The organism is Streptomyces sp. DT190, from assembly GCF_049846985.1.
Lineage (GTDB): Bacteria > Actinomycetota > Actinomycetes > Streptomycetales > Streptomycetaceae > Streptomyces.
On the sequence record NZ_JBNCNM010000027.1, the window covers coordinates 1 to 21,085 of the forward strand.

At 72.8% G+C, this 21,085-nt stretch carries 16 protein-coding genes and 3 pseudogenes; 16 read left to right on the forward strand and 3 right to left on the reverse strand.

Going from position 1 to position 21,085, the window contains the following annotated elements; all coding sequences use genetic code 11:
- The 5 genes and pseudogenes from ACPXCS_RS33640 to ACPXCS_RS33660 form a co-directional block, all read left to right on the forward strand.
- A pseudogene (locus ACPXCS_RS33640) lies at positions 1-911 on the forward strand (alpha-1,4-glucan--maltose-1-phosphate maltosyltransferase); the annotation flags it as partial.
- Positions 908-2,626 (forward strand): maltose alpha-D-glucosyltransferase, encoded by a 1,719-nt coding sequence (gene treS / locus ACPXCS_RS33645; RefSeq protein WP_425951305.1) that lies wholly within the window; start codon positions 908-910, stop codon positions 2,624-2,626. The pseudogene ACPXCS_RS33640 and the gene treS, both read left to right, overlap by 4 nt.
- A 28-nt stretch (positions 2,627-2,654) precedes the next feature.
- Positions 2,655-4,025 (forward strand): maltokinase N-terminal cap-like domain-containing protein, encoded by a 1,371-nt coding sequence (locus ACPXCS_RS33650; RefSeq protein WP_425951306.1) that lies wholly within the window; start codon positions 2,655-2,657, stop codon positions 4,023-4,025.
- A 3-nt stretch (positions 4,026-4,028) separates the two neighbouring features.
- Positions 4,029-6,236 (forward strand): 1,4-alpha-glucan branching protein GlgB, encoded by a 2,208-nt coding sequence (glgB, locus tag ACPXCS_RS33655; protein ID WP_425951307.1) that lies wholly within the window; start codon positions 4,029-4,031, stop codon positions 6,234-6,236.
- A gap of 109 nt (positions 6,237-6,345) precedes the next feature.
- On the forward strand, positions 6,346-7,434 hold the full coding sequence (locus ACPXCS_RS33660) for a glutamate--cysteine ligase 2 (RefSeq protein WP_425951308.1): 1,089 nt from the start codon (positions 6,346-6,348) through the stop codon (positions 7,432-7,434).
- A gap of 25 nt (positions 7,435-7,459) precedes the next feature.
- On the opposite strand, the gene ACPXCS_RS33665 is transcribed toward ACPXCS_RS33660, so the two are convergent.
- The gene (locus ACPXCS_RS33665; RefSeq protein ID WP_425951309.1) at positions 7,460-7,693 is read right to left on the reverse strand and encodes a DUF6480 family protein; all 234 of its coding nucleotides are present in this window, start codon (positions 7,691-7,693) and stop codon (positions 7,460-7,462) included.
- Between the two features lie 151 nt (positions 7,694-7,844).
- Here ACPXCS_RS33665 and ACPXCS_RS33670 point away from each other — a divergent pair, with 151 nt between their 5' ends.
- Together ACPXCS_RS33670 and ACPXCS_RS33675 are read left to right on the forward strand one after the other, a co-directional pair.
- Complete coding sequence (locus tag ACPXCS_RS33670) at positions 7,845-9,743, forward strand: AMP-dependent synthetase/ligase (RefSeq protein WP_425951310.1); 1,899 nt, start codon at positions 7,845-7,847, stop codon at positions 9,741-9,743.
- 117 nt (positions 9,744-9,860) lie between these two features.
- Entirely contained in the window at positions 9,861-10,295 is a 435-nt protein-coding gene (locus ACPXCS_RS33675) for an ATP-binding protein (protein WP_425951311.1), read from the forward strand.
- A 64-nt stretch (positions 10,296-10,359) separates the two neighbouring features.
- On the opposite strand, the gene ACPXCS_RS33680 is transcribed toward ACPXCS_RS33675, so the two are convergent.
- Positions 10,360-10,731 carry a PRC-barrel domain containing protein gene (locus ACPXCS_RS33680; RefSeq protein ID WP_425951312.1) on the reverse strand — a complete coding sequence of 124 codons (372 nt, stop codon included), beginning with the start codon at positions 10,729-10,731 and terminating at the stop codon, positions 10,360-10,362.
- Between the two features lie 335 nt (positions 10,732-11,066).
- Between ACPXCS_RS33680 and ACPXCS_RS33685 the strand changes: the two genes are divergently transcribed.
- From ACPXCS_RS33685 to ACPXCS_RS33725, 9 genes and pseudogenes are all read left to right on the forward strand, one after another.
- Positions 11,067-11,459 carry an STAS domain-containing protein gene (locus ACPXCS_RS33685; protein ID WP_425951313.1) on the forward strand — a complete coding sequence of 131 codons (393 nt, stop codon included), beginning with the start codon at positions 11,067-11,069 and terminating at the stop codon, positions 11,457-11,459.
- Positions 11,460-11,733: 274 nt separating this feature from the next.
- Entirely contained in the window at positions 11,734-12,621 is an 888-nt protein-coding gene (locus ACPXCS_RS33690) for an STAS domain-containing protein (protein ID WP_425951314.1), read from the forward strand.
- Positions 12,618-13,037 (forward strand): STAS domain-containing protein, encoded by a 420-nt coding sequence (locus ACPXCS_RS33695; RefSeq protein WP_425951315.1) that lies wholly within the window; start codon positions 12,618-12,620, stop codon positions 13,035-13,037. Before ACPXCS_RS33690 ends, ACPXCS_RS33695 begins: the two co-directional genes overlap by 4 nt.
- Positions 13,037-13,477, forward strand: coding sequence for an anti-sigma regulatory factor (locus tag ACPXCS_RS33700; RefSeq protein WP_425951316.1), 441 nt, complete (start codon positions 13,037-13,039; stop codon positions 13,475-13,477). The genes ACPXCS_RS33695 and ACPXCS_RS33700 overlap by 1 nt, the downstream gene beginning before the upstream one ends.
- Positions 13,477-13,899: pseudogene (locus tag ACPXCS_RS33705) on the forward strand (ATP-binding protein); the annotation flags it as partial. The gene ACPXCS_RS33700 and the pseudogene ACPXCS_RS33705, both read left to right, overlap by 1 nt.
- A gap of 228 nt (positions 13,900-14,127) precedes the next feature.
- Positions 14,128-14,955, forward strand: a pseudogene (locus ACPXCS_RS33710) (PP2C family protein-serine/threonine phosphatase); the annotation flags it as partial.
- Positions 14,952-16,676, forward strand: coding sequence for a PP2C family protein-serine/threonine phosphatase (locus ACPXCS_RS33715; protein ID WP_425951317.1), 1,725 nt, complete (start codon positions 14,952-14,954; stop codon positions 16,674-16,676). The pseudogene ACPXCS_RS33710 and the gene ACPXCS_RS33715, both read left to right, overlap by 4 nt.
- Positions 16,677-16,891: 215 nt before the next feature.
- Positions 16,892-18,262, forward strand: coding sequence for an NAD(P)/FAD-dependent oxidoreductase (locus ACPXCS_RS33720; protein WP_425951318.1), 1,371 nt, complete (start codon positions 16,892-16,894; stop codon positions 18,260-18,262).
- A gap of 87 nt (positions 18,263-18,349) precedes the next feature.
- A complete protein-coding gene (locus ACPXCS_RS33725) occupies positions 18,350-20,593 on the forward strand; it encodes an FUSC family protein (RefSeq protein WP_425951319.1) in 2,244 nt (747 codons plus the stop codon).
- Positions 20,594-20,623: 30 nt separating this feature from the next.
- Here the strand turns inward: ACPXCS_RS33725 and ACPXCS_RS33730 are convergent, their stop codons facing one another.
- Positions 20,624-21,058 (reverse strand): hypothetical protein, encoded by a 435-nt coding sequence (locus tag ACPXCS_RS33730; RefSeq protein ID WP_425951320.1) that lies wholly within the window; start codon positions 21,056-21,058, stop codon positions 20,624-20,626.
- Positions 21,059-21,085: the final 27 nt, after the last annotated feature.

The window sequence follows — 21,085 nt, forward strand, 5'->3', positions numbered from 1 at the left end:
CCGAGACCTGCCGGGTGCTGCGGCACTGGATGGACTGCGGGGTGCGCATCTTCCGGGTCGACAACCCCCACACCAAGCCGGTGGTGTTCTGGGAACGGGTCATCGCGGACGTCAACCGCACCGACCCCGACGTGATCTTCCTGGCCGAGGCCTTCACCCGCCCGGCGATGATGCACACCCTGGCCCAGATCGGCTTCCAGCAGTCCTACACCTACTTCACCTGGCGCAACACCAAGGAAGAACTCACCGAGTACCTCACGGAACTGTCCGGTGAGACCGCGAGCTACATGCGGCCCAACTTCTTCGCCAACACCCCCGACATCCTGCACGCCTACCTCCAGCACGGCGGCCGGCCCGCCTTCGAGGTCCGCGCCGTCCTGGCCGCCACCCTCTCACCCACCTGGGGCGTCTACTCCGGCTACGAACTGTGCGAGAACACCCCGCTGCGCGAAGGCAGCGAGGAGTACCTCGACTCCGAGAAGTACCAGCTCCGCCCCCGCGACTGGGAACGCGCCGAACGCGAGGGCCGCACCATCGCCCCCCTGCTCACCCGGCTCAACACCATCCGCCGCGCCCACCCCGCGCTGCACCGGCTCAGGAACCTGCGCTTCCACCACACCGACAACGACGCGCTCATCGCGTACAGCAAGCGCACCGGTTCCGACGTCGTCCTCGTGGTCGCCAACCTCGACCCGCACCACGCCCAGGAGGCCACGGTCTCGTTGGACATGCCGCAACTCGGCCTGGACCGGCACGAGTCGGTGCCGGTGCGCGACGAACTCACCGGCGAGACCTACCACTGGGGCCGGAACAACTATGTGCGCCTGGAGCCGGGGCGGGCTCCGGCGCACGTGTTCCACGTCCAGTCGCCGCCCGCCGCGCAAGGGAACGGAGGGGCAGGAACGTCATGACCGTGAACGAGCCCGTGCTGGACACCTTCGAGGACACTCCCGTCAGGGACCGCGACCCCGAGTGGTTCAAGCGCGCCGTCTTCTACGAGGTGCTGGTCCGATCCTTCCAGGACAGCAACGGCGACGGCGTCGGTGACCTGAAGGGCCTGACCGCCAAGCTCGACTACCTCCAGTGGCTCGGCGTCGACTGCCTGTGGCTGCCGCCCTTCTTCAAGTCGCCCCTGCGCGACGGCGGCTACGACGTCTCCGACTACACGGCCGTGCTGCCGGAGTTCGGCGACCTGGCCGACTTCGTGGAGTTCGTCGACGCCGCCCACCAGCGCGGCATGCGCGTGATCATCGACTTCGTCATGAACCACACCAGCGACCAGCACCCCTGGTTCCAGGAGTCGAGAAAGGACCCGGACGGGCCCTACGGCGACTACTACATGTGGGCCGACGACGACAAGGGCTACCCGGACGCGCGGATCATCTTCGTCGACACCGAGACGTCGAACTGGACCTTCGACCCGGTGCGCGGCCAGTACTTCTTCCACCGCTTCTTCTCGCACCAGCCCGACCTCAACTACGAGAACCCGCGCGTCCAGGAGGAGATCCTGGCCGCGCTGAAGTTCTGGCTGGACCTGGGCATCGACGGCTTCCGGCTGGACGCCGTGCCGTACCTCTACGCGGCCGAGGGCACCAACTGCGAGAACCTGCCCGCCACCCACGCCTTCCTGAAGCGGGTCCGCCGCGAGATCGACGCGCAGTACCCGGACACGGTGCTGCTCGCCGAGGCCAACCAGTGGCCCGAGGACGTCGTCGACTACTTCGGCGACTACGCCGCCGGCGGCGACGAGTGCCACATGGCGTTCCACTTCCCGGTCATGCCGCGCATCTTCATGGCCGTCCGCCGCGAGTCCCGCTACCCGGTCTCCGAGATCCTGGCCAAGACACCGGCGATCCCGTCGAACTGCCAGTGGGGCATGTTCCTGCGCAACCACGACGAGCTGACCCTGGAGATGGTCACCGACGAGGAGCGCGACTACATGTGGGCCGAGTACGCCAAGGACCCCCGCATGCGCGCCAACATCGGCATCCGGCGCAGGCTCGCCCCGCTGCTGGACAACGACCGGCACACCATCGAGCTGTTCACCGCGCTCCTGCTCGCCCTGCCCGGCTCGCCGATCCTGTACTACGGCGACGAGATCGGCATGGGCGACAACATCTGGCTCGGCGACCGCGACGCGGTGCGGACCCCGATGCAGTGGACGCCGGACCGCAACGCCGGGTTCTCCACCTGCGACCCGGGCCGCCTCTTCCTGCCGGCGATCATGGACCCGGTCTACGGCCACCAGGTGACCAACGTCGAGGCGTCGATGTCGTCGCCGTCGTCGCTGCTGCACTGGACCCGCCGCATGATCGAGATCCGCAAGCAGAACCCGGCCTTCGGCCTCGGCTCCTACACCGAACTGCCCTCCTCCAACCCGGCGGTGCTGGCGTTCCTGCGGGAGTACGAGGACGACCTGGTGCTGTGCGTGAACAACTTCGCGCGGTTCGCCCAGCCGACCGAACTCGACCTGCGCGAGTTCGCCGGCCGGCACCCGGTGGAGCTGTTCGGCGGGGTCCGCTTCCCCGCCATCGGTGAACTTCCGTATCTGCTGACGCTCGGGGGCCACGGCTTCTACTGGTTCCGGCTCACTCGAGTCGCATCCCGCATCGGCAGGCGACTGTGAGCATGCGCCGACGAAAGGAGGCGTGACCATGCCGAAGACCGCATCCCTCCGCCCGGACCTCACGCGCCTGGCCGAGCCCATGGAGTCGCTCGGCGGGCTCCTGCGCGACTGGCTGCCGCGGCAGCGCTGGTTCGCGGGCAAGGACCGGCCCGTCACCGAGCTCGGCCTGCTGTCGATGACCGAGCTCTTCCCGGGCTGTCTGCACCTGCTCGTCCACGCCGGCCACGCGGGCCACACGGGGGTGCCCTCCCCCGGCGGGGCGCCCCCGGCCGGCGACTGCTACCAGCTGCTGCTCGGCGTACGGGAGCACCCGGCGCCACGGCTCGGCCGGGCGCTGATCGGGCGGGTGCAGGACGGGCCGCTGGCCGGCCTGACCGTCTACGACGCGCTGCACGACCCGCGGTCGGCCCAGTTGCTGCTGGACCGGCTGCGGCACCCGGGCACCGCCGGCCCCCTGCGCTTCGAGTGCGACCCGGACCAGCGGGTGCCCGGCGGGCTGGTACCGCGCCTGCTGGACGCCGAGCAGTCCAACTCCTCGCTGGTGTACGGCGACGAGTACATCCTGAAGGTGTTCCGGCGCATCCAGCCCGGCGTCAACCCGGACCTGGAGGTGCCGGGGGCGCTGGCCCGGCAGGGCTGCCACCGCGTCCCGGCGCCCGTGGCCTGGTTCCAGACCAGGCATCCGTTCCAGGCCACCCTCGGGGTGCTCCAGCCGTACCTGCGGGACGCCTCCGACGGCTGGACGCTCGCGCTGCACGCGCTGGCCGCCGGTGACGACTTCACGGCCCAGGCGCGGGCGCTGGGCGCGGCCACGGCGGAGGTGCACCTCGCGCTGGCCTCGGCCTTCCCCGTCGGCGCCCCCGGCGAGAACGGGCGCACGGCCTCGGCCATGGTCGAGCGGCTGGACGCCGCGGCGCACTGCGTCCCCGCGCTGCAGCCGTACGTGCCGGGCCTGCGGGCCGCGTTCGCCGCGCTCACCGGCTGCGACGCCGGGCCGCCCGCCCAGCGCATCCACGGCGACCTGCACCTCGGTCAGGTGCTGCGGGCCGGGCGCGACTGGTTCGTCATCGACTTCGAGGGCGAGCCGTCCCGGCCGCTCTCCGAACGGCGCAGCGCCCACTCCCCCGTGCGGGACATCGCCGGGATGCTGCGCTCCTTCGACTACGCCGCCCGGCAGCGCCGCCCCTGGCGCCCGGAGTGGGCGCGGCGCTGCCGCGAGGCCTACTGCGCGGGCTATGCCGCCCGCGCCGGCTGGGACCCCCGGAAGAAGCACGGCCTGCTCCGCGCCTACGAGACGGACCGGGCCGTGTACGAGGTGCTGTACGAGGCACGGCACCGCCCCGACTGGCTGCCTGTACCGATGGCGGCGATCGAGCGCCTCGCCGTGAGAGGAGACTGAGCCGTGGCCCTGCGAGACACCTCAATCCCGGAGCCGTCCGGCCCGGTCCCGAGCCCGACCGCACCCGCCCTGAGCCCGGAGGACCGCGGGCGCCTGCTGGCGGGCGCCCACCACGATCCGCACGCGCTGCTGGGCGCCCACCCGGTCCCGGGCGGGGTCGTGTTCCGGGCCCTGCGCCCGTTCGCCCGCGCCGTGAGCGTGGTGATCGACGGGCGGCGCACGGCCCTGGTCTCGGAAGGCGACGGCCTCTTCTCGGGCGTGCTGCCGCTGACGGAGATCCCCGCGTACACCCTGCACATCGTCTACGCGGAGGGCGAGCAGGAGACGCCCGACCCGTACCGCTTCCTGCCCGCGCTCGGCGAGCTCGACCTGCACCTGATCCGGGAGGGCCGGCACGAGCAGCTGTGGCAGGCGCTCGGCGCGCAGCCCATGACCCACGAGGGCGTGCCGGGCACGCGCTTCACGGTGTGGGCGCCGAACGCGCAGGGCGTGCGGGTGGCCACGGACTTCACCCACTGGGACGGGACGCAGTTCCCGATGCGCTCGCTCGGCGCGTCCGGTGTGTGGGAGCTGTTCCTGCCGGGTGTCGGTGAGGGCACCGCGTACAAGTTCGAGATCCACTCCCGGTACGGGCACCGCTTCCTCAAGGCGGACCCGATGGCCCGCCGCACCGAGGAGCCGCCCAACACGGCGTCCGTCGTGACGGCCTCGCACTACGAGTGGGGCGACACGGAGTGGATGGCGCACCGCGCGGACCGGCCGGTGCACGAGGCGCCGTTCTCGGTCTACGAGGTGCACCTGGCGTCCTGGCGGCCGGGGCTGACCTACCGGGAGCTCGCCGAGGAACTGCCGAAGTACGTCAAGGACCTGGGCTTCACCCACGTCGAGCTGATGCCGGTCGCCGAGCACCCCTTCCACGGCTCCTGGGGTTACCAGGTCACCGGCTTCTACGCGCCCACGGCCCGTCTCGGCACGCCCGACGACTTCCGCTTCTTCGTCGACGCCTGCCACCGCGCGGGCCTCGGCGTGATCATGGACTGGGTGCCGGCCCACTTCCCGAAGGACGACTGGGCACTGGCCCGGTTCGACGGGGAGCCTCTCTACGAGCCCGGTGACGACCGGCGTGCGGAGCACCCCGACTGGGGCACCTACGAGTTCGACTTCGGCCGCACCGAGGTGCGCAACTTCTTGGTCGCGAACGCCGTGTACTGGTGCGAGGAGTTCCACATCGACGGGCTGCGGGTGGACGCGGTCGCCTCGATGCTCTACCTCGACTACTCGCGCGAGGACGGCCAGTGGGAGCCCAACGCCCACGGCGGCCGAGAGGACCTGGCGGCCATGGCGTTCCTGCAGGAGATGAACGCCACGGTGTACCGGCGGACGCCGGGCGTGGTCACGATCGCGGAGGAGTCCACCGCCTGGGGCGGGGTGACCCGGCCCACCGACACCGGCGGGCTCGGCTTCGGGCTGAAGTGGAACATGGGCTGGATGCACGATTCGCTGGAGTACATCTCCCACGAGCCGGTGCACCGCAAGTACCACCACCACGAGATGACGTTCTCGATGGTGTACGCCTACAGCGAGAACTACGTCCTGCCGATCTCCCACGACGAGGTCGTGCACGGCAAGCAGGCGCTGGTGACGAAGATGCCGGGCGACTGGTGGCAGCGGCGGGCGAACCTGCGGGCCTACCTCGGCTTCATGTGGGGCCACCCGGGCAAGCAGCTGCTGTTCATGGGGCAGGAGTTCGCGCAGGGAGCCGAGTGGTCGGTGGAGCACGGCCCGGAGTGGTGGCTGCTCGACGAGGGCTACCACTCGGCGGGCGACCACCGCGGTGTGCGCGACCTGGTCCGCGACCTGAACACGGCCTATCGGGCGACGCCGGCGCTGTGGCAGTACGACACCCGCCCGGAGGGCTTTCGTTGGGTGGCGGTGGACTCGGCCGACGACAACGTCTACGCGTTCCTGCGCTACGACGCCGAGGGCAACCCGCTGCTGGCGGTGTCGAACTTCTCCCCCGTGGTCCGCGAGGACTACGGCCTGTGGGTGCCGGGCGACGCCGTCGCCTGGCAGGAGGTCCTCAACACCGACGACACCCGCTACGGCGGCAGCGGCGTGACCAACCCGGACGCGGTCAAGCCGGAGGACGGCATGGTCCGGATCACCCTGCCGCCGCTGGCCACGGTGTGGCTCACGCCGTCCGTGGGGTGATGTCCGCTCGTCGCACCAGGTGTCCGACCGGCCTGTGAGGGGCACTGGGGGTCTACCCCCGGGAAAACCCGGGGGTCGACGCTTCGGAGTCTTGGAAGGCGGGCATCAGGTGCGGACCGTGGGAGTGGAGGAGGAACTCCTCCTGGTCGATCCGGAGTCCGGGGAGCCGCGGGCACTGTCCGCGGCGGTCCTGGCGCGGGCGGCTCAGGACGACGCTGGTCAGGACGTGTTCGAGAAGGAACTCCACGAGCAGATGCTGGAGTTCGCGACGCATCCCCAGTCGTCGATGGAGGAGCTGCACGCGGAGATCGTCCGCTGCCGCAAGGAGGCCGCCCGGCACGCCGGGGAGATCGGCTGCACGGTGGCGGCGCTCGCCACGTCGCCGCTGCCGGTGAGCCCGGCGGTCGGGCTGAACCGGCGCTACCAGTGGATGGCGGACCAGTACGGCATCGCCACCCAGGAGCAACTCGTCCTGGGATGTCATGTGCATGTGTCGGTGGAGTCGGACGAGGAGGGTGTCGCCGTCGTCGACCGGCTGCGGCCCTGGCTGCCGGTGCTCAGGGCGATCAGCGCGAACTCGCCGTTCTGGCAGGGCAAGGACACGGGGTACAGCAGTTACCGCAGCCGCGTGTGGCTGCGGTGGCCGTCGGCCGGCCCCACCGAGCTCTTCGGCTCGCCCGAGCGGTACCACCGCCAGATCGCGGACATGGTGGCCACCGGGGCCCTCCTCGACGAGGGGATGATCTACTTCGACGCGCGGCTGTCCCCGCGCTACCCGACGGTGGAGCTGCGGGTCGCGGACGTCTGCCTGCACGCCGGGACGGCCGTGCTGATCGCCAGCCTCGTGCGCGGACTGGTCGAGACGGCCGCCCGTGAGTGGCGCGAGGGCCGGGAGCCGCTGGACCACGGCGTCAGCCTGCTGCGGCTGGCGGACTGGCAGGCCGCCCGCTGCGGGCTGACGGGCGAGCTGCTGCACCCCACGACCATGCGGCGCATGCCCGCCGAGTCCGTCCTGCGGGCGCTGCTGGACCACGTCGAGGAGGCCCTCGACGGCACCGGCGACCTGGACCGGGTCCGGGTGGCCTGCGAGGAGCTGCTGCGCGACGGCAACGGCGCGCAGGTGCAGCGCGAGCTGATGGAGCGCACGGGGAGCCTGCGGGACGTCGTCACCGAGTGCGTGCGCCACACGCAGGGCTGAGACGTCCCGGGGTGTCGTCGCCTCCTCAGAGGATCAGGACGAGGGCGTAGGCCAGGAAGAAGGCCGCGATCAGCACCGTCAGGACGATGATCACGGCCATCGGCGCCTTGGCCCAGCCCTTGGTCGGGCTGTGGGGCTCCCGCGGCAGTGCCTCGGGCATGCTGCTCTCCGCGGGCGGGGTCTCGCCCGGCGGCACACCGCCGCCGGGCTCGAGACCGGTGCTGCGCTCGGGCTCGGGATCCGGACTGTAGTGACTCATGTCTGCCGGGTCCCCCGATCGCGTCGAGATCATCAGCGGACCCACTTCCGTATTTCCCGACCCCGAAGGGTCCCGACTCGACTACATTCGAGCACCGCCGATGACGGTGGCCGTCGGCAGCGTCACCCCCCGTACATGTCAGGAGCAGTGCATGCGCGACCTCGCCCTCGCTCCACCGGCCGTCTCGCCCCTGACCGGCGGGCTCGCCGACAGCGTCTTCGAGACGGCGGACCGGGAACCGGCCCGGCCGGTGCTCGCCCGCCGCGCCGACCCGGCCTCCACCGTCTGGGAGGAGGTCACGGCGATCGAGCTGCGCGACGAGGTGGTGGACGTGGCGAAGGGCCTGATCGCCGCCGGGATCGCGCCGGGCCACCGCGTGGCGATCATGGCGCGCACCCGCTACGAGTGGACGGTCCTGTGCTACGCGCTGTGGGCGGTGGGGGCCGAGGTCGTGCCGATCTACCCGACCTCCTCGCGCGACCAGGTCGAGTGGATCCTGCGGGACGCCGGCTGCGTGGCCGTGGTGGTCGAGGACGAGCAGGGCGTCATGACCGTCGGCTCGGTGTGCGCCTCGCTGCCGTTGCTGGGCCACGTCTGGCAGCTGGACGCGGGCGCGCTGCGGGAGCTGGCGGTGCGCGGCCAGGACGTGCCGCTCGCCACGGTCGACTCCATGCGCCGCATCGTGCTGCCGGACTCGACGGCCGTGATCGCCTACACCTCCGGTACGACCGGCCACGCCATGGGTTGCGCCCTGAGCCACCGCAACCTCGCCGGCACCTGCGACACCCTGCTGGCGGGCTGGGGACACACGGCCGCACCGCGCGGCGAGCAGGGCTCGGTGCTCGCGTTCCTGCCCTTCTCCCATGTGTACGGGCTGATGATCCAGGGCCTGTGCGTACGCGGCGGACTCCTCATGGGGCACCAGGCGGACCTCGGCGCCGAGGCGCTGTCGGCGGCGCTGCGCTCCTTCCGGCCCACGTACTTCTACGCGGTCCCCTCGGTCTTCGAGAAGATCTACAAGAACTTCCTGCGCACGGCGCAGCAGGGCGGCCACGGCGGACTCTTCGAGCGGGCCGCCGGGACCGCCCGGGACTTCGCCGCCGCCCTGGAGCGCCAGCGGCTGGGCCGGGGCCGCGGGCCCGGCCTCGACCTGCGGTTGCAGCACGCCCTGTACGAGCGCACGGTCTACCGCCGGCTGCGGGCCGCGCTCGGCGGCCGGGTGCAGCGGGCGACGTCCGGCGGCTCGCCCCTCAGCCGCGACCTGTCGCTCTTCTACGAGGGCATCGGCATCTACGTGCACGACGGGTACGGCCTGACGGAGACCTCCGGCGGGGTGACGATGCAGCCGCTGGGCCGGGAGAAGTCGGGCACCGTCGGGAAGGCGCTGCCGGGCACGGAGATCCGGGTGGCCGAGGACGGCGAGATCCTGGTGCGGGGGCCGTCGGTGTTCCAGGGCTACGTGGGCGACGAGGCGGCCACCCGGGCCGCGCTGCGCGGGGGCTGGCTGGCCACCGGTGACCTCGGCCGGCTGGACTCCGAGGGCTACCTCACGATCACCGGCCGCAAGAAGGACATCATCATCACCAGCAGCGGCAAGAGCGTCGCCCCGGCCGCGCTGGAGCAGCGGCTGCGGATGCACCCGCTCATCCACCAGGCCGTGGTCGTGGGTGACAACCGGCCCTGTGTGGGTGCCCTGATCACGCTGGACCCGGAGTTCCTGGCGCACTGGCGGGCCGCGCTGGCCCTGCAGGGCGAGATGCGGGAGGCCAGGGAGGAGAACGCGCTGCGCGAGGAGGTCGCCCGGGCCGTGGCCGCGGCCAACAGCGCCGTGTCGCCGTCGGAGTCGATCCGGGTGTTCCGGGTGCTACCGGAGCCGTTCGACGTGACCAACGGGCTGCTGACCCCGTCCATGAAGCTGCGCCGCGACGAGATCGTGCGCCACTGCGCCGGCGAGATCGACGCGATGTACGCCACCCGCAGGCGTCCTGGGCGGCCGAGCACGCCGGACGAACCCTCGCATTGGGACGATTCGGACAGTGTGTTCCGTTGAGCACGCCACCGGACGCGTAGGCCTCGCCCCCTCGGGAACACGCAACAGTGGCGACGCAAGAGAAAGGACGACAGCCCTGACGACAGCTCTAGCTGACGCCCGGGCCGGAAAGGCGATATGTCAACCGAGCCGCGTGGGGACGACGCCCTGACCTCCGAGGAGATCCCGAGCCGCACGAACAGCTTCGTGGGCGAGCCGCATGACGTCACGGGTGCGCGGCTGGCCGCGGAGGAGTTCCTGCGTGACCTGGCACGCTCCGCACCGCCCTCCGCCCCCGAGTACTGGGACGACATCCTGCTGGTGGTGACGGAACTGGCCGCCAACGCGGTCCAGTACGCGCCGGGACCTTTCGCGCTGCGGATGCGCCGCACCTTCGACGGCGTGCACGTGGTCCTGCGCGACACCAGCACCACCGAGCCCGCCCCGCGGCCCTTCGATCCGCGCAGCGGTGGCGGCGGGATCGGCTGGCACCTGATCCACACCCTGTGCGACCAGGTGAGCGTGGTGACCGACGAGCGGGGCAAGGACGTCCACGTCTTCCTGCCCTGGTGAGCCGCGAGCGGCACGGGCGCGGTACACCCGTGCCGCCGGCATCGGCGACCTCGGACCCCGGTTCTCAGACCGGGGTCGTCTCGCGTGGGGGCAGCCTGTCGTAGTAGTCCCCCACGGTCCGCAGGTACTGCTGGTCCCGCGTCTCGCTGTCGGTCTGGAAGCGGGGGGCGGCCTTGGCGTCCGCCCTCGTGCAGGCCAGTGTGACCTTCCGGGCCTGCGTGTCGATGCCGGTGACGACCCCGGCCGGCACCAGCACGCTGCGGCCGAACACCCAGACGCCGGTGTCGACGACCAGGTGCCGCAGGCCGTGCGGAGCGGCCTCCCGGTCCACGTGCCCGATGGTGCCGTCGGCCGCGGCGACGGCGAAACCGGTCAGGTCCTGCCCCTCGACGTGACCGCTGTCCGGCGCGTACGACCAGATTCTGTCGATGGTCACGCTGCTCCATCCTCCCTGACGGTGTGCGGATCGCTCGAGCCCGGCGGACGACTCGCCGCCCGCCCCGCTCCCCAGCCAATTACCCCTCTGTCGCACGCGCATTCGGCGTACCCGTGTACCAGCGCCCGGGAACACGATCCGGGCGGGATCCAGATCGGGGGGAATGGAGGGCGGTTTCCGGGGTAATCGCGGGGGCGCGGTGGAAACGGAGCCCGGCAGCGAAGGGAGGCACATGACAGACGGCAGTCGAGCCCGCGACACGACCGGCATCGCCCCGCACCGCGGTCATCCCCAGAGGTGACCAGCCCAGGCCGTAGCACTTGTTGGAGGTACCCGTGCCCCTCGCCCAGAACCCGCTGTCCGTGGAAGTCGAACTCCCCCGGGAGGACGTGGCCCTGATCACGGTCGACGGCTACCTGGACGTCGACACCGCGACCGAGTTCCAGGCCCATCTGGCCAACCAACTCCACCACGGCCGACGACACTTCCTGCTCGATCTCTCGTCCGTCCCGTTCATGGACTCCTCGGGCATGAACATCATCCTGCGCGTCTACCAGGAGACCCGGGGCGACGGCGGCAGCGTGCACGTCATCCGGCCGACTCCGGCCGTGCGCCGCATCCTCGACCTGACCGGCGTGAGCATCACGGTGCCGATATCGGAGAACGTGGAGGAGGCGCTGGCCCGCGTCGACGCGGGCCCGGTGGTTCCCGAGGAGCCGGAGGCGTAGGGCGCCCGACCCACGGGCGACCCTGGGCCCGGCGCCGGTGGGAACCGGTCGGCCGGGGCCCGGCTTCGCCCTGCCCGAACGGTGGTTCACCCCCCGCGCACGCCGGAGACGGCGGTGCCCGACCGCCGTCGCCCGGGACCGGGCCGCCTGCACCGGATCCGGTGTCGTACGAGGTCGGCGCATGGTTAGAGTTGTCGCCCGGCAAGTGTCACATCGCCGTTCTCGTTGCCAGAAGCGGGCTCGGTCGACGCAACGCGGATGAGGAGAGAACCAGGTGCCGGAGCACGAAGCGGACGGACAGCTCGCCACGCCGACGCACGAGGTGCGGGACTTCCTGCACCGACGGCGTGAGCAGATCGCCCAGCGGTGGGCGGACGAGCCCCTGTTCCGCACCGTGTTCACCGTCTCGCGCGACGAGGCGGTGGAGGCGGGCAAGGCCGTCGTCGACGCGCTGGCCCAGGTGGCCGACTCGGATCAGGTGGAGGACCCGGACGCCGCGGGCTTCAGCGGGGTGCGCGAGCAGCTGGCCCGCATGGGCGCGGCCCGCTCCCGCGCCGGGCTGTCCAACACCCAGGTCTCCAGCGAGCTGGCCGCCCTGAGGCCGCCCGTGGAAAATCTTTTGGCCTCCGATCTCGAGCAGGCCCCGCCCGAGCATCTGCGCGCGTGTTCCACCGCGCTGACGGTGCTGATGGGCACCCTGCGCCTGGTGGCCATGCAGACGGCACTGAGCGAGTGGCAGGCGCTCAGCGACCGGCAGCGCATGCAGCTGCTCGAGGTGGCGACGCCGGTCATCAGGCTGTGGGACGGCATCGTGGCCGTGCCCCTGATCGGGACGCTCGACAGCGCCCGCAGCCAGGTGGTGATGGAGACGCTGCTGAACGCCGTCGTCGACCAGCACGCCCGGTTCGCCATCCTGGACATCACGGGTGTGCCGACGGTCGACTCGCTGGTGGCGCAGCACCTGATGAAGACGGTGGCGGCGGCGCGGCTGATGGGCGCCGAGTGCATCGTCTCCGGCATCCGGCCGGCCATCGCACAGACCATGGTCCATCTGGGTCTCGACCTGGACGTCCTCACCCGCGCGAGCCTCTCGGACGCGCTGGGGTACGCGCTGCACCAGCTCGGCGCGGACATCGTGAACCCGGGTGCGGGTCACCGGTGAGCGACACACACCCCCGACCCGTCCCGGGCCACGTGCCGGTGCTCCGGCTCGGTGACGTCCTGCTGGTCACGCTCCAGGGGGACCTGCACGACACCACGGCGCAGCAACTGCAGCAGGACCTCGCGGAGACCATCTCCCGCACCGGCGTCCGCGGTGTCCTCATCGACATCTCCGGCGTGGAGATCGTCGACTCCTTCCTGGGGCGGGTGCTGGCCGAGATCGCCGCGCAGGCCAAGCTGCTGGCCGCACGGACGGTGGTGGCCGGCATGCGCCCGGCCGTCGCCATCACCCTGGTGGAACTGGGCCTGACGCTGCCGGGCCTGAGGACCGCGCTCAGCACGGAGGCGGGCATGGAGCTCCTCTCCCCGCACTCGCCGGTGACCCGAGCCCGCGGCCCGCGTCTGGAGAGTCCGTGATGCACACTGCCGCGGGCGTCGAGGCCTGCCTGCCCATCCGGTCCGACATGGACCTGGTGTGGGTGCGCCAGCACGTACGGCAGGCCGCTGCCCAGCTCGGCTTCGGCCTGGTGGAGCAGACCAAGCTGGTCACCGCCGCCAGCGAGCTGGCCCGCAACACCCTCGTGCACGGCGGGGGCGGACAGATGGAGGCGACCCGCGTCCGCAGCGGCGCCGTACAGGGGCTGCGGCTGTCCTTCAGCGACGAGGGGCCGGGCATCGCCGACCTCGACCAGGCGCTCAGCGACGGCTACACCTCCGGCGGCGGGCTGGGGATGGGGCTGAGCGGTGCCCGGCGCCTGGTGCACGACTTCGACATCGACAGCACGCCCGGCTCCGGCACGACGGTGCGGGTCACCTGCTGGGTGGCCCAGCCGCCGCGGCCCCGCGAGGAGGCCTGATGCCGCGCGTGTGGGACATCCCGGTGCGCGACTCGACCCGGGTGCGCGACGCACGGGTGGCCGCGGAACAGGCGGCCGCGCTGGCCGGTCTCGACGAGCGCCGCGCGGCGGCCGCCGCGCTGGTCGCCACCGAGCTCGCCACGAATCTGCTCAAGCACGCGGAGGGCGGGCAGGTGCTCATCGACATCGTCGCCCCGCCCGTGCTGCTGGGCGGTGGCGATGAGTCCCGCGTCGTGCAGATCGCCGCGATCGACCACGGCCCCGGCATCCACGACGTCCCCGCGGCCGTGCGCGACGGTTTCTCGACGACCCGCTCGCTCGGCGCGGGCCTCGGCACGTGCCGGCGTCTCGCCGACGACTTCGGCCTGCACAGCACGCCCGGCCGCGGCACGGTGGCGGTCGCACGCGTCGGCGCCACGCCCCGGGGCGGTGCCGAGTCCACCGCTGCGGCGGCCTCCGCGTGGGCCGACGGAGCCACTGGTGCCGCCGGCCCGGACGCCGGCCCCTGGACGGGGCCCGGAGACTCGGCCTCCCAGGACGGGCCGGGGGCGGGCGGCGCCCCGTCCACGGCACCGTCTCCGCTCGCGGCCATGGCGTGCGGCGGCCTGACGGGGCACGCGGCGGCCCGCACCGACACGCCCGGCCCCGCCGGGCCGGGTGACGCCACCGCGCGGGACGCTCTCCGGAACGGTCCGGCACCGGCCGGCTCCGCCATCGGCCCCGTGGGGCCCTCCGCGCCGGCCGGTGTGCCGGGCGGGGAGGCCCCCGGGCGTCCCGGCGGGCCGGGCCGGGTGCCGGCCGGTGGTGGCACCGTGGAACGCGCGACGCGGGAGGTGTCGGCGCGTGACCGCTCCGGGCCGCTCGCCGGGGTACGGGCCGGCGGTGTGAACATCCCCTACGGCGGGGCGGAGTACTCGGGTGACGCCTGGACCTGGGCGCGGTCCGGGGACCGGGTGACCCTGATGCTGGCGGACGGGCTGGGGCACGGGCCGGAGGCCGCCCGGGCCTCGTCCGCCGCGGTCACGGCGCTGCACCGGTGGGCCCACCTCTCCCCCGCCGAGGCGCTGCGGCACCTCCACGACGCGCTGCGGGGCACCCGCGGCGCCGCCGTCGCCCTGGCCCAGCTCGACCTGCGGGCCGGGCGGCTGAGGTTCGCCGGCATAGGGAACGTGGGGGCGCGGCTGCGCGCCGACGGCACCTGGCGGCACCTGCTGTCGCGGCCCGGCATCGTCGGCGTCCACCGACCCACCACCCTCCGCGAGGAGGAGGCGGGCTGGGCGGACGACCGGCTGCTCGTCCTGCACTCGGACGGGCTGCCCAGCCGCTGGGCACCGCCGTCCGACGACCCCGGCGCGCCCGCGGCCGACCCGGCCGTGACGGCCGCCGTGACGATACGCGACGCGAGCAGTCCCGCCCGGCCGGTGCGGGACGACATCGCCGTGGCCGTGCTGACTCCCACCCCGCCGGAACGCCCATGATGCGCACTTGGCAGATCACCACCCTCACCGACGCCGCACGCGCCCGGATCGCCGTCGCGCGGCTGGCCGCCGCCTACGGTGTGCCGACCCTCGAACGGACCCGGCTCACCGCCGGCCTCAGCGCCCACCTGCGGCAGTGCCTCACCAAGGGCGGCACCTGGCTGCTCACCCTCAACCTCGCCGGGTCGCCCGCCGAGGAGGGGCTGCTGCACGCCGTGGTGACCCCGCCGCCGGAGGCGAGCGCCGCGGGGGAACCGCCCTGGGAGGTCACCGTCACCTGCCCCGAGGCGGCCGAGGCCACCGAGGCCGGCACGGTCTCCGAGGACCCCGCGGCCCTCGCCGAGGCACTGCTCGGCGCCGACGAGGACACCGGCGTGGTCCTGGACAAGCTCACCGAGCAGGAGGACCTGGTCGCCTTCCACCGGGAGGAGCTGCACCAGACCAACCAGGGCGTGCTGGCCCTGCACGCCGAGCTGGACGCGGCAGGCCGGGCCCAGCGTGAGGCCTTCGCCGCCGAGCGCAGCGCCCGCAACGAGGCGGAGAGCGCCCGCCGCAGGCTGACGTTCCTCGCGGACGCGAGCGCCGTGCTGACGGCCTCCCTCAACCACGAGGAGATCGTGCGCCGGCTGCCCGAGCTGCTGGTGCCGGAGTACGCGAGCAGCGTCGACGTCTGGCTGTTCGACGAGGACGACAAGCACCGGTCGACGCCGCACGCGGCCGCCGCGGTGCTCGCGGCGCGGACCGGGCGGCCCCAGTACGCGGCCGACCACCCGGGCAGGCTGCCCGGCGTCGACGACCAGCCGCCGTCGGCGCTGCACCCCGGTACGCCGCTGCTGTGCGTGCCACTGCCGACGCGGCGGGCGCCGCTGGGCGTGCTCACGCTGTCGCCGCCCGGTGCGCGCTGGGACCCGGACGACGCGGTGATGCTGATCGAGCTCACCCGGCGGGCCAGCATCGCCATCGACAACGCCCGGCGCTTCGAGCACAACCGCGACATCGCCGAGACGCTGCAGCGGGCCCTGCTCACCGACCTGCCGGCCACGCCCGGCCTCAGCCTGGCCGCGCGCTACCTGCCGGCCACGCACGGGCTGAACATCGGCGGTGACTGGTACGACGCCTTCCCCCAGCGCGACGGCGGCCTCATCACCGTCATCGGCGACGTGACCGGGCACGGGCTGCACGCCGCGGTCATGATGAGCCAGCTGCGCACCGCGCTGCGGGCGTACGCCGTCGACGGCGACAGCCCGGGCCGGCTGCTGACCCGGCTGCACCGGTTCCTGCACCACCTGCAGCCGGATCTGTACGCCACGGCCGTCATCGCCCGGTTCCACCCCGACGAGCCCACGCTGACCTGGGCCGCAGCCGGTCATCCGCCGCCGGTGCTGCGCCTGGCCGACGGCACCGTGCGCACCCTCGACGCCAAGCCCGGCGCGATGCTCGGCATCCCCCTGACCCAGGAGATCCACGACCACACGGTGCAGTTGTCGCCCGGTTCCACGCTCGCGCTGTACACGGACGGGCTGGTGGAGCGGCGTGCGCAGGGCATAGACCCGGGGATCGAGCGGCTCGCCGCGGCGCTGGGCGGATTCGGTTCCGCGGAACTCGACGCGGATCTGGAGGGCGCGGCGGACCGGATCCTGCATCCGCTGCTGAGCGACTCCGAGCGCGACGACGACGTGTGCCTGCTGCTGTGTCACGTCCGGGGGGACGCCGCGTCCTGACGGCCGGTCCCCCGCCCGGTGTGCACGCCTTCTTCACTCCCGGCCGGTGCTTTTCGGCCACCGCGCGGGCATGGTGGTGATCGACGGGTTCGTCTGCCTGCCACGTCCGACTGGCGTCCCGGCCGCACACCAGGTGGGATCAAGAGGGTGCGAACCGGCGATCCAGGGGCAGTCGGAAGGCGTTCGAGGCAGACCGCCTGGAGCCGCAGAAAGGGATGAACACCGTGACACGACCCAGGATCCTGGTGGTGGGCGCAGGCTTCGCCGGCGTGGAGTGCGTCCGCCGTCTGGAACGGAAACTCTCCCCGGACGAGGCCGACGTCACCCTGGTGACGCCGTTCGCCTACCAGCTCTATCTTCCGCTGCTCCCCCAGGTCGCCTCCGGCGTGCTGACGCCGCAGTCGATCGCCGTGTCCCTGCGCCGCAGCAAGAAGTACCGCACGCGGATCATCCCGGGCGGCGCCATCGGCGTCGACCTGAAGGCGAAGGTGTGCGTCATCCGCACCATCACCGACGAGACCGTCAACGAGCCGTTCGACTACATCGTGCTGGCGCCCGGCAGCATCACCCGGACCTTCGACATCCCGGGCCTGACCGAGCACGCCTTCGGGATGAAGACCCTCGCCGAGGCTGCGTACATCCGGGACCACGTCATCTCCCAGCTGGACCTGGCCGACGCGAGCCAGGACCCGCAGGAGCGGGCTTCCCGGCTGCAGTTCGTGGTGGTCGGCGGCGGCTACGCGGGCACCGAGACCGCGGCCTGCCTGCAGCGTCTGACGCACGCCGCCGTCAAGCGCTACCCGCGGCTGGACCCGGGCCTGATCAAGTGGCACCTGATCGACATCGCGCCGAAGCTCATGCCGGAGCTCGGCGAGAAGCTGGGCAGCAGCGCGCAGGAGATCCTGCGGCGCCGCGGCATCGAGATCTCCCTGGGCACGTCCATCGCGAAGGCCGGCCCGGAGGAGGTCACCTTCACCGACGGACGGGTGATCCCGACCCGCACGCTCATCTGGACCGCCGGTGTCGTCGCCAGCCCGCTGATCGCCACGCTGGGCGCGGAGACCGTCAAGGGCCGTCTCGCGGTCGCCCCCGAGATGAACCTGCGGGGCAGCGACGGCGTGTTCGCGCTCGGCGACGCGGCCGCCGTGCCCGACCTGGCCAAGGGCGACGGGGCCATGTGCCCGCCCACGGCGCAGCACGCGCTGCGGCAGGGCAGGCACGTCGCCGACAACGTCATCGCCTCGCTGCGGGGCCGGTCGATGGCACCGTACGTCCACAAGGACCTGGGGCTGGTCGTGGACCTCGGCGGCACCGACGCGGTGTCCAAGCCGCTGGGCATCGAGCTGCGCGGCCTGCCCGCGCAGGCCGTCGCCCGCGGGTACCACTGGTCGGCGCTGCGCACCAACGTCGCCAAGACCCGGGTGATGACCAACTGGCTGCTCAACGCGGTCGCCGGCGACGACTTCGTGCGCACGGGGTTCCAGGCCCGCAAGCCGGCGCGGCTGAAGGACTTCGAGTACACCGACGCCTATCTGACGCCGGACCAGGTGCGGGCGCACGTCGAGGCGGCCGGACGGCAGGAGTAGCACCCGGCCCGGGCGGGGGCCGCCGCGCATGGCATGACATGCTGAGGTGCGGATCTTGGTGTGCGAGTCGGGAGAGAGTGCGGCGGCGTGAAGGCAGCGGGACACTCGGTGCGGACGCGGCTGCGGGACCGGATCGCCGCGTCCGACCCGGGGCTGCTGCGCCTGACGGCCGGGCTGCGGACGGTCGGCGCGATCGCCCTCACCCTGGCCGTGCTCGCCCTGTTCGGGACGGACGTGCCGCACCTGGTGGCGGGGGCCATGGCGGCCATGGTCGCCACCTTCGCGATCCGGGAGAAGCAGCCCGGCGCCCAGGCGGTGACGCTGGCGCTGGGGCTGCCGGTGGCGCTGGCCTCCGTGAGCCTGAGCGCGGTGCTGGGCGAGCGTCGCGTCGTCGGTGACGCCTTCTTCGTCGTCCTGATCTTCTGCGCGGTCTACGGCCGCCGGTTCGGTGACCGGGGCACCGCGCTCGGGCTGATCGCCTTCCAGGTGTACTTCCTGTCGCTGTTCGTGGGCGCCACCGTCTCCTCGCTGCCCGCGCTGTACGGGGCCATCACCCTGGCGTTCTGCTCCAGTGCCGTGCTGCGGTTCGCGGTGGTGCCCGCGACGCCCGCGGGCGTCCTGGTGCGGCTGCGCCTGGCCTTCCGGGCCCGGCTGGCCCAGCTGGTGTCGGCGCAGCTCGACCTCCTCGACGCCGGCGAGGACGACATGGACAAGGCGCTCGCCGCCGTGCGCGAGGGCACCGCGCGGCTGCACGAGACCGCCATGATGATCCAGGGGCGGCTGGAGGAGGGCACCCCGGACGAGTCGGCGGCGCGGCTGGTGCAGCGCCGGATCGCGGACGCCGAGATCGCCGCCGAGCGGCTCGGTCTGCTGCTGCTGTCGGCCCGCAGCGCCGAACGGGCCGACACGCTCACCCTGCACCTGCCCGGTGCGCCCGCCCCGTCGGTGACCGTGCCGGCCGTGCCCGACGAGTCCACCGCCGTCCTGCGGCGGGATCTGCGGGCGCTGCACACGCTGGTGCTGCGGGCCGGCGGCGGCGACTCGGGCACCGGGCTGGCGCACGTGCGCAACCGGCTGCTCGGCTACCGGGACGAGGAGAACCTGCCGCCCGCCTCCGCCGCCGTGCAGGACGTCTTCCGGGGCATCGGTGAGGCGGCCCGCGCGGTGCTGGGGCTGCGGATCGCCCTGGACGGCCCGCAGGACGAGTCGGACGACTCCCCCGCCACCGCCCGCTCCCGCGAGGAGCTGGACGCCGAGGAGGCCGCGCTCGACGGCGGCGCCGAGGAACCGGCCCAGGACGAGCAGACGGGGCTGCGGCGCCCCACCACGCGCGCGGCCGTGCAGGTCGCGGTCGGTTCCTCCCTGGCCATCGCGGGCGGGGAGCTGCTGTCCACGCAGCGCTGGTACTGGGCGGTGCTGACGTGCTGGATCGTCTTCATCAACACCTCCTCGACGGGCGAGATCCTGGTCAAGGGCTACCGGCGGCTGCTGGGCACGGTCTTCGGCGTCGTGGCCGGGATCGCGCTGGCGGGGCTGGTCGGGCAGCACACGGTGACGGCGTTCGCGCTGGTGCTGGTGCTGATCTTCGCGATGTTCTACGTGGCGCCGCTGTCGTACACGCTGATGTCGTTCTTCGTCACGGCGATGCTGGGACTGCTGTACACGCTGCTGCACACCTACAGCCTGGACGTGCTGGTGCTGCGCATCGAGGAGACGGCCATCGGCGCCGTCTGCGGGGTGGTCGCGGCGGCGCTGGTGCTGCCGGTGCGGACGGACCGGCGGACGAACGAGCTGCTGGGGACCGTGCTGGACCGGCTGGGCGACGTCGCGCAGGCCGCGGTCGGGCAGCTCAGCGGCGGACCGGCGGACGAGCTGCTGGACAAGGCACGCGACCTGGACCAGGCGCTGGCCGACCTGCGGGCCGCCACCCAGCCGCTGACCCATCCGGTCACTCCGCTGCGGGCCCGGCGGGACACCGCCCGGTACGTGGTGGCGCTGCTGGAGACGTGCGCGTACCACGCGCGGACCCTGGCGGCCACCGCCGAGCTGCTGCCGACGCATCCGTCGATCGCGGCGGACCCGCGGCTGCGCGGGGCGGCGGCGCGCACGGTGCGCAACATCGAGGCCATCGCGGCCCGGGTCGCCGACGAGCACGCCGAGGTGAGGGTCGAGACCGGCCCGAGCATCGCCGCACTGCTGGGCTCCGACGCCGGCACCCCGCGCTACGGCCGCATCACCGATCGCGTGCTGCGGCATCTGGAGCGGCTGGACGAGGCCGTGCTCGGTCTCGCCCGGCCGCTGGGCGTGCCGGTGGAGACGCCTCGGGGGTGAGGCGCCTCACGGGCCCGCGGGGCCGCCGGTTCAGAAGTCGGTGGGCAGTCCGCTCACCTCGGCGATGCCCCGCAGTTCCTCGGTCTGCCGGTGCCGTTCCTTGATGTAGTCGGCTATCTCGCCGAGCCGGACGGGGTCGGACGCGGTGGTCGCGTCGGTGACGATCCGGACCGGGCCGGTGTCGTCGACGTCGAGTTCGATCACTTCGTTGTCCAGGCGGCCGGTGACGGCGGTGGCGATGACGAGGGCCACCTCGTCACGGACCTCCTGAGGCAGTTCGTCGTCGCCCCCGGAGTCGAGCGCGAAGTCGAGGCTGGACAGGCGTTCCTCGTCGATCGCCTCGAGGACGGGTTCCACCACGCGCATCAGGAGGCGGTAGTCCTCCGTGTCCATCCGGATGCGCAGGAGGTCCAGGTACACGTCCACGGGCCGGCCGTCGCCATGCGGGATCTCGGGATCGCTCATCCGTCCCGTGTTCCCCGCCGGACGCGG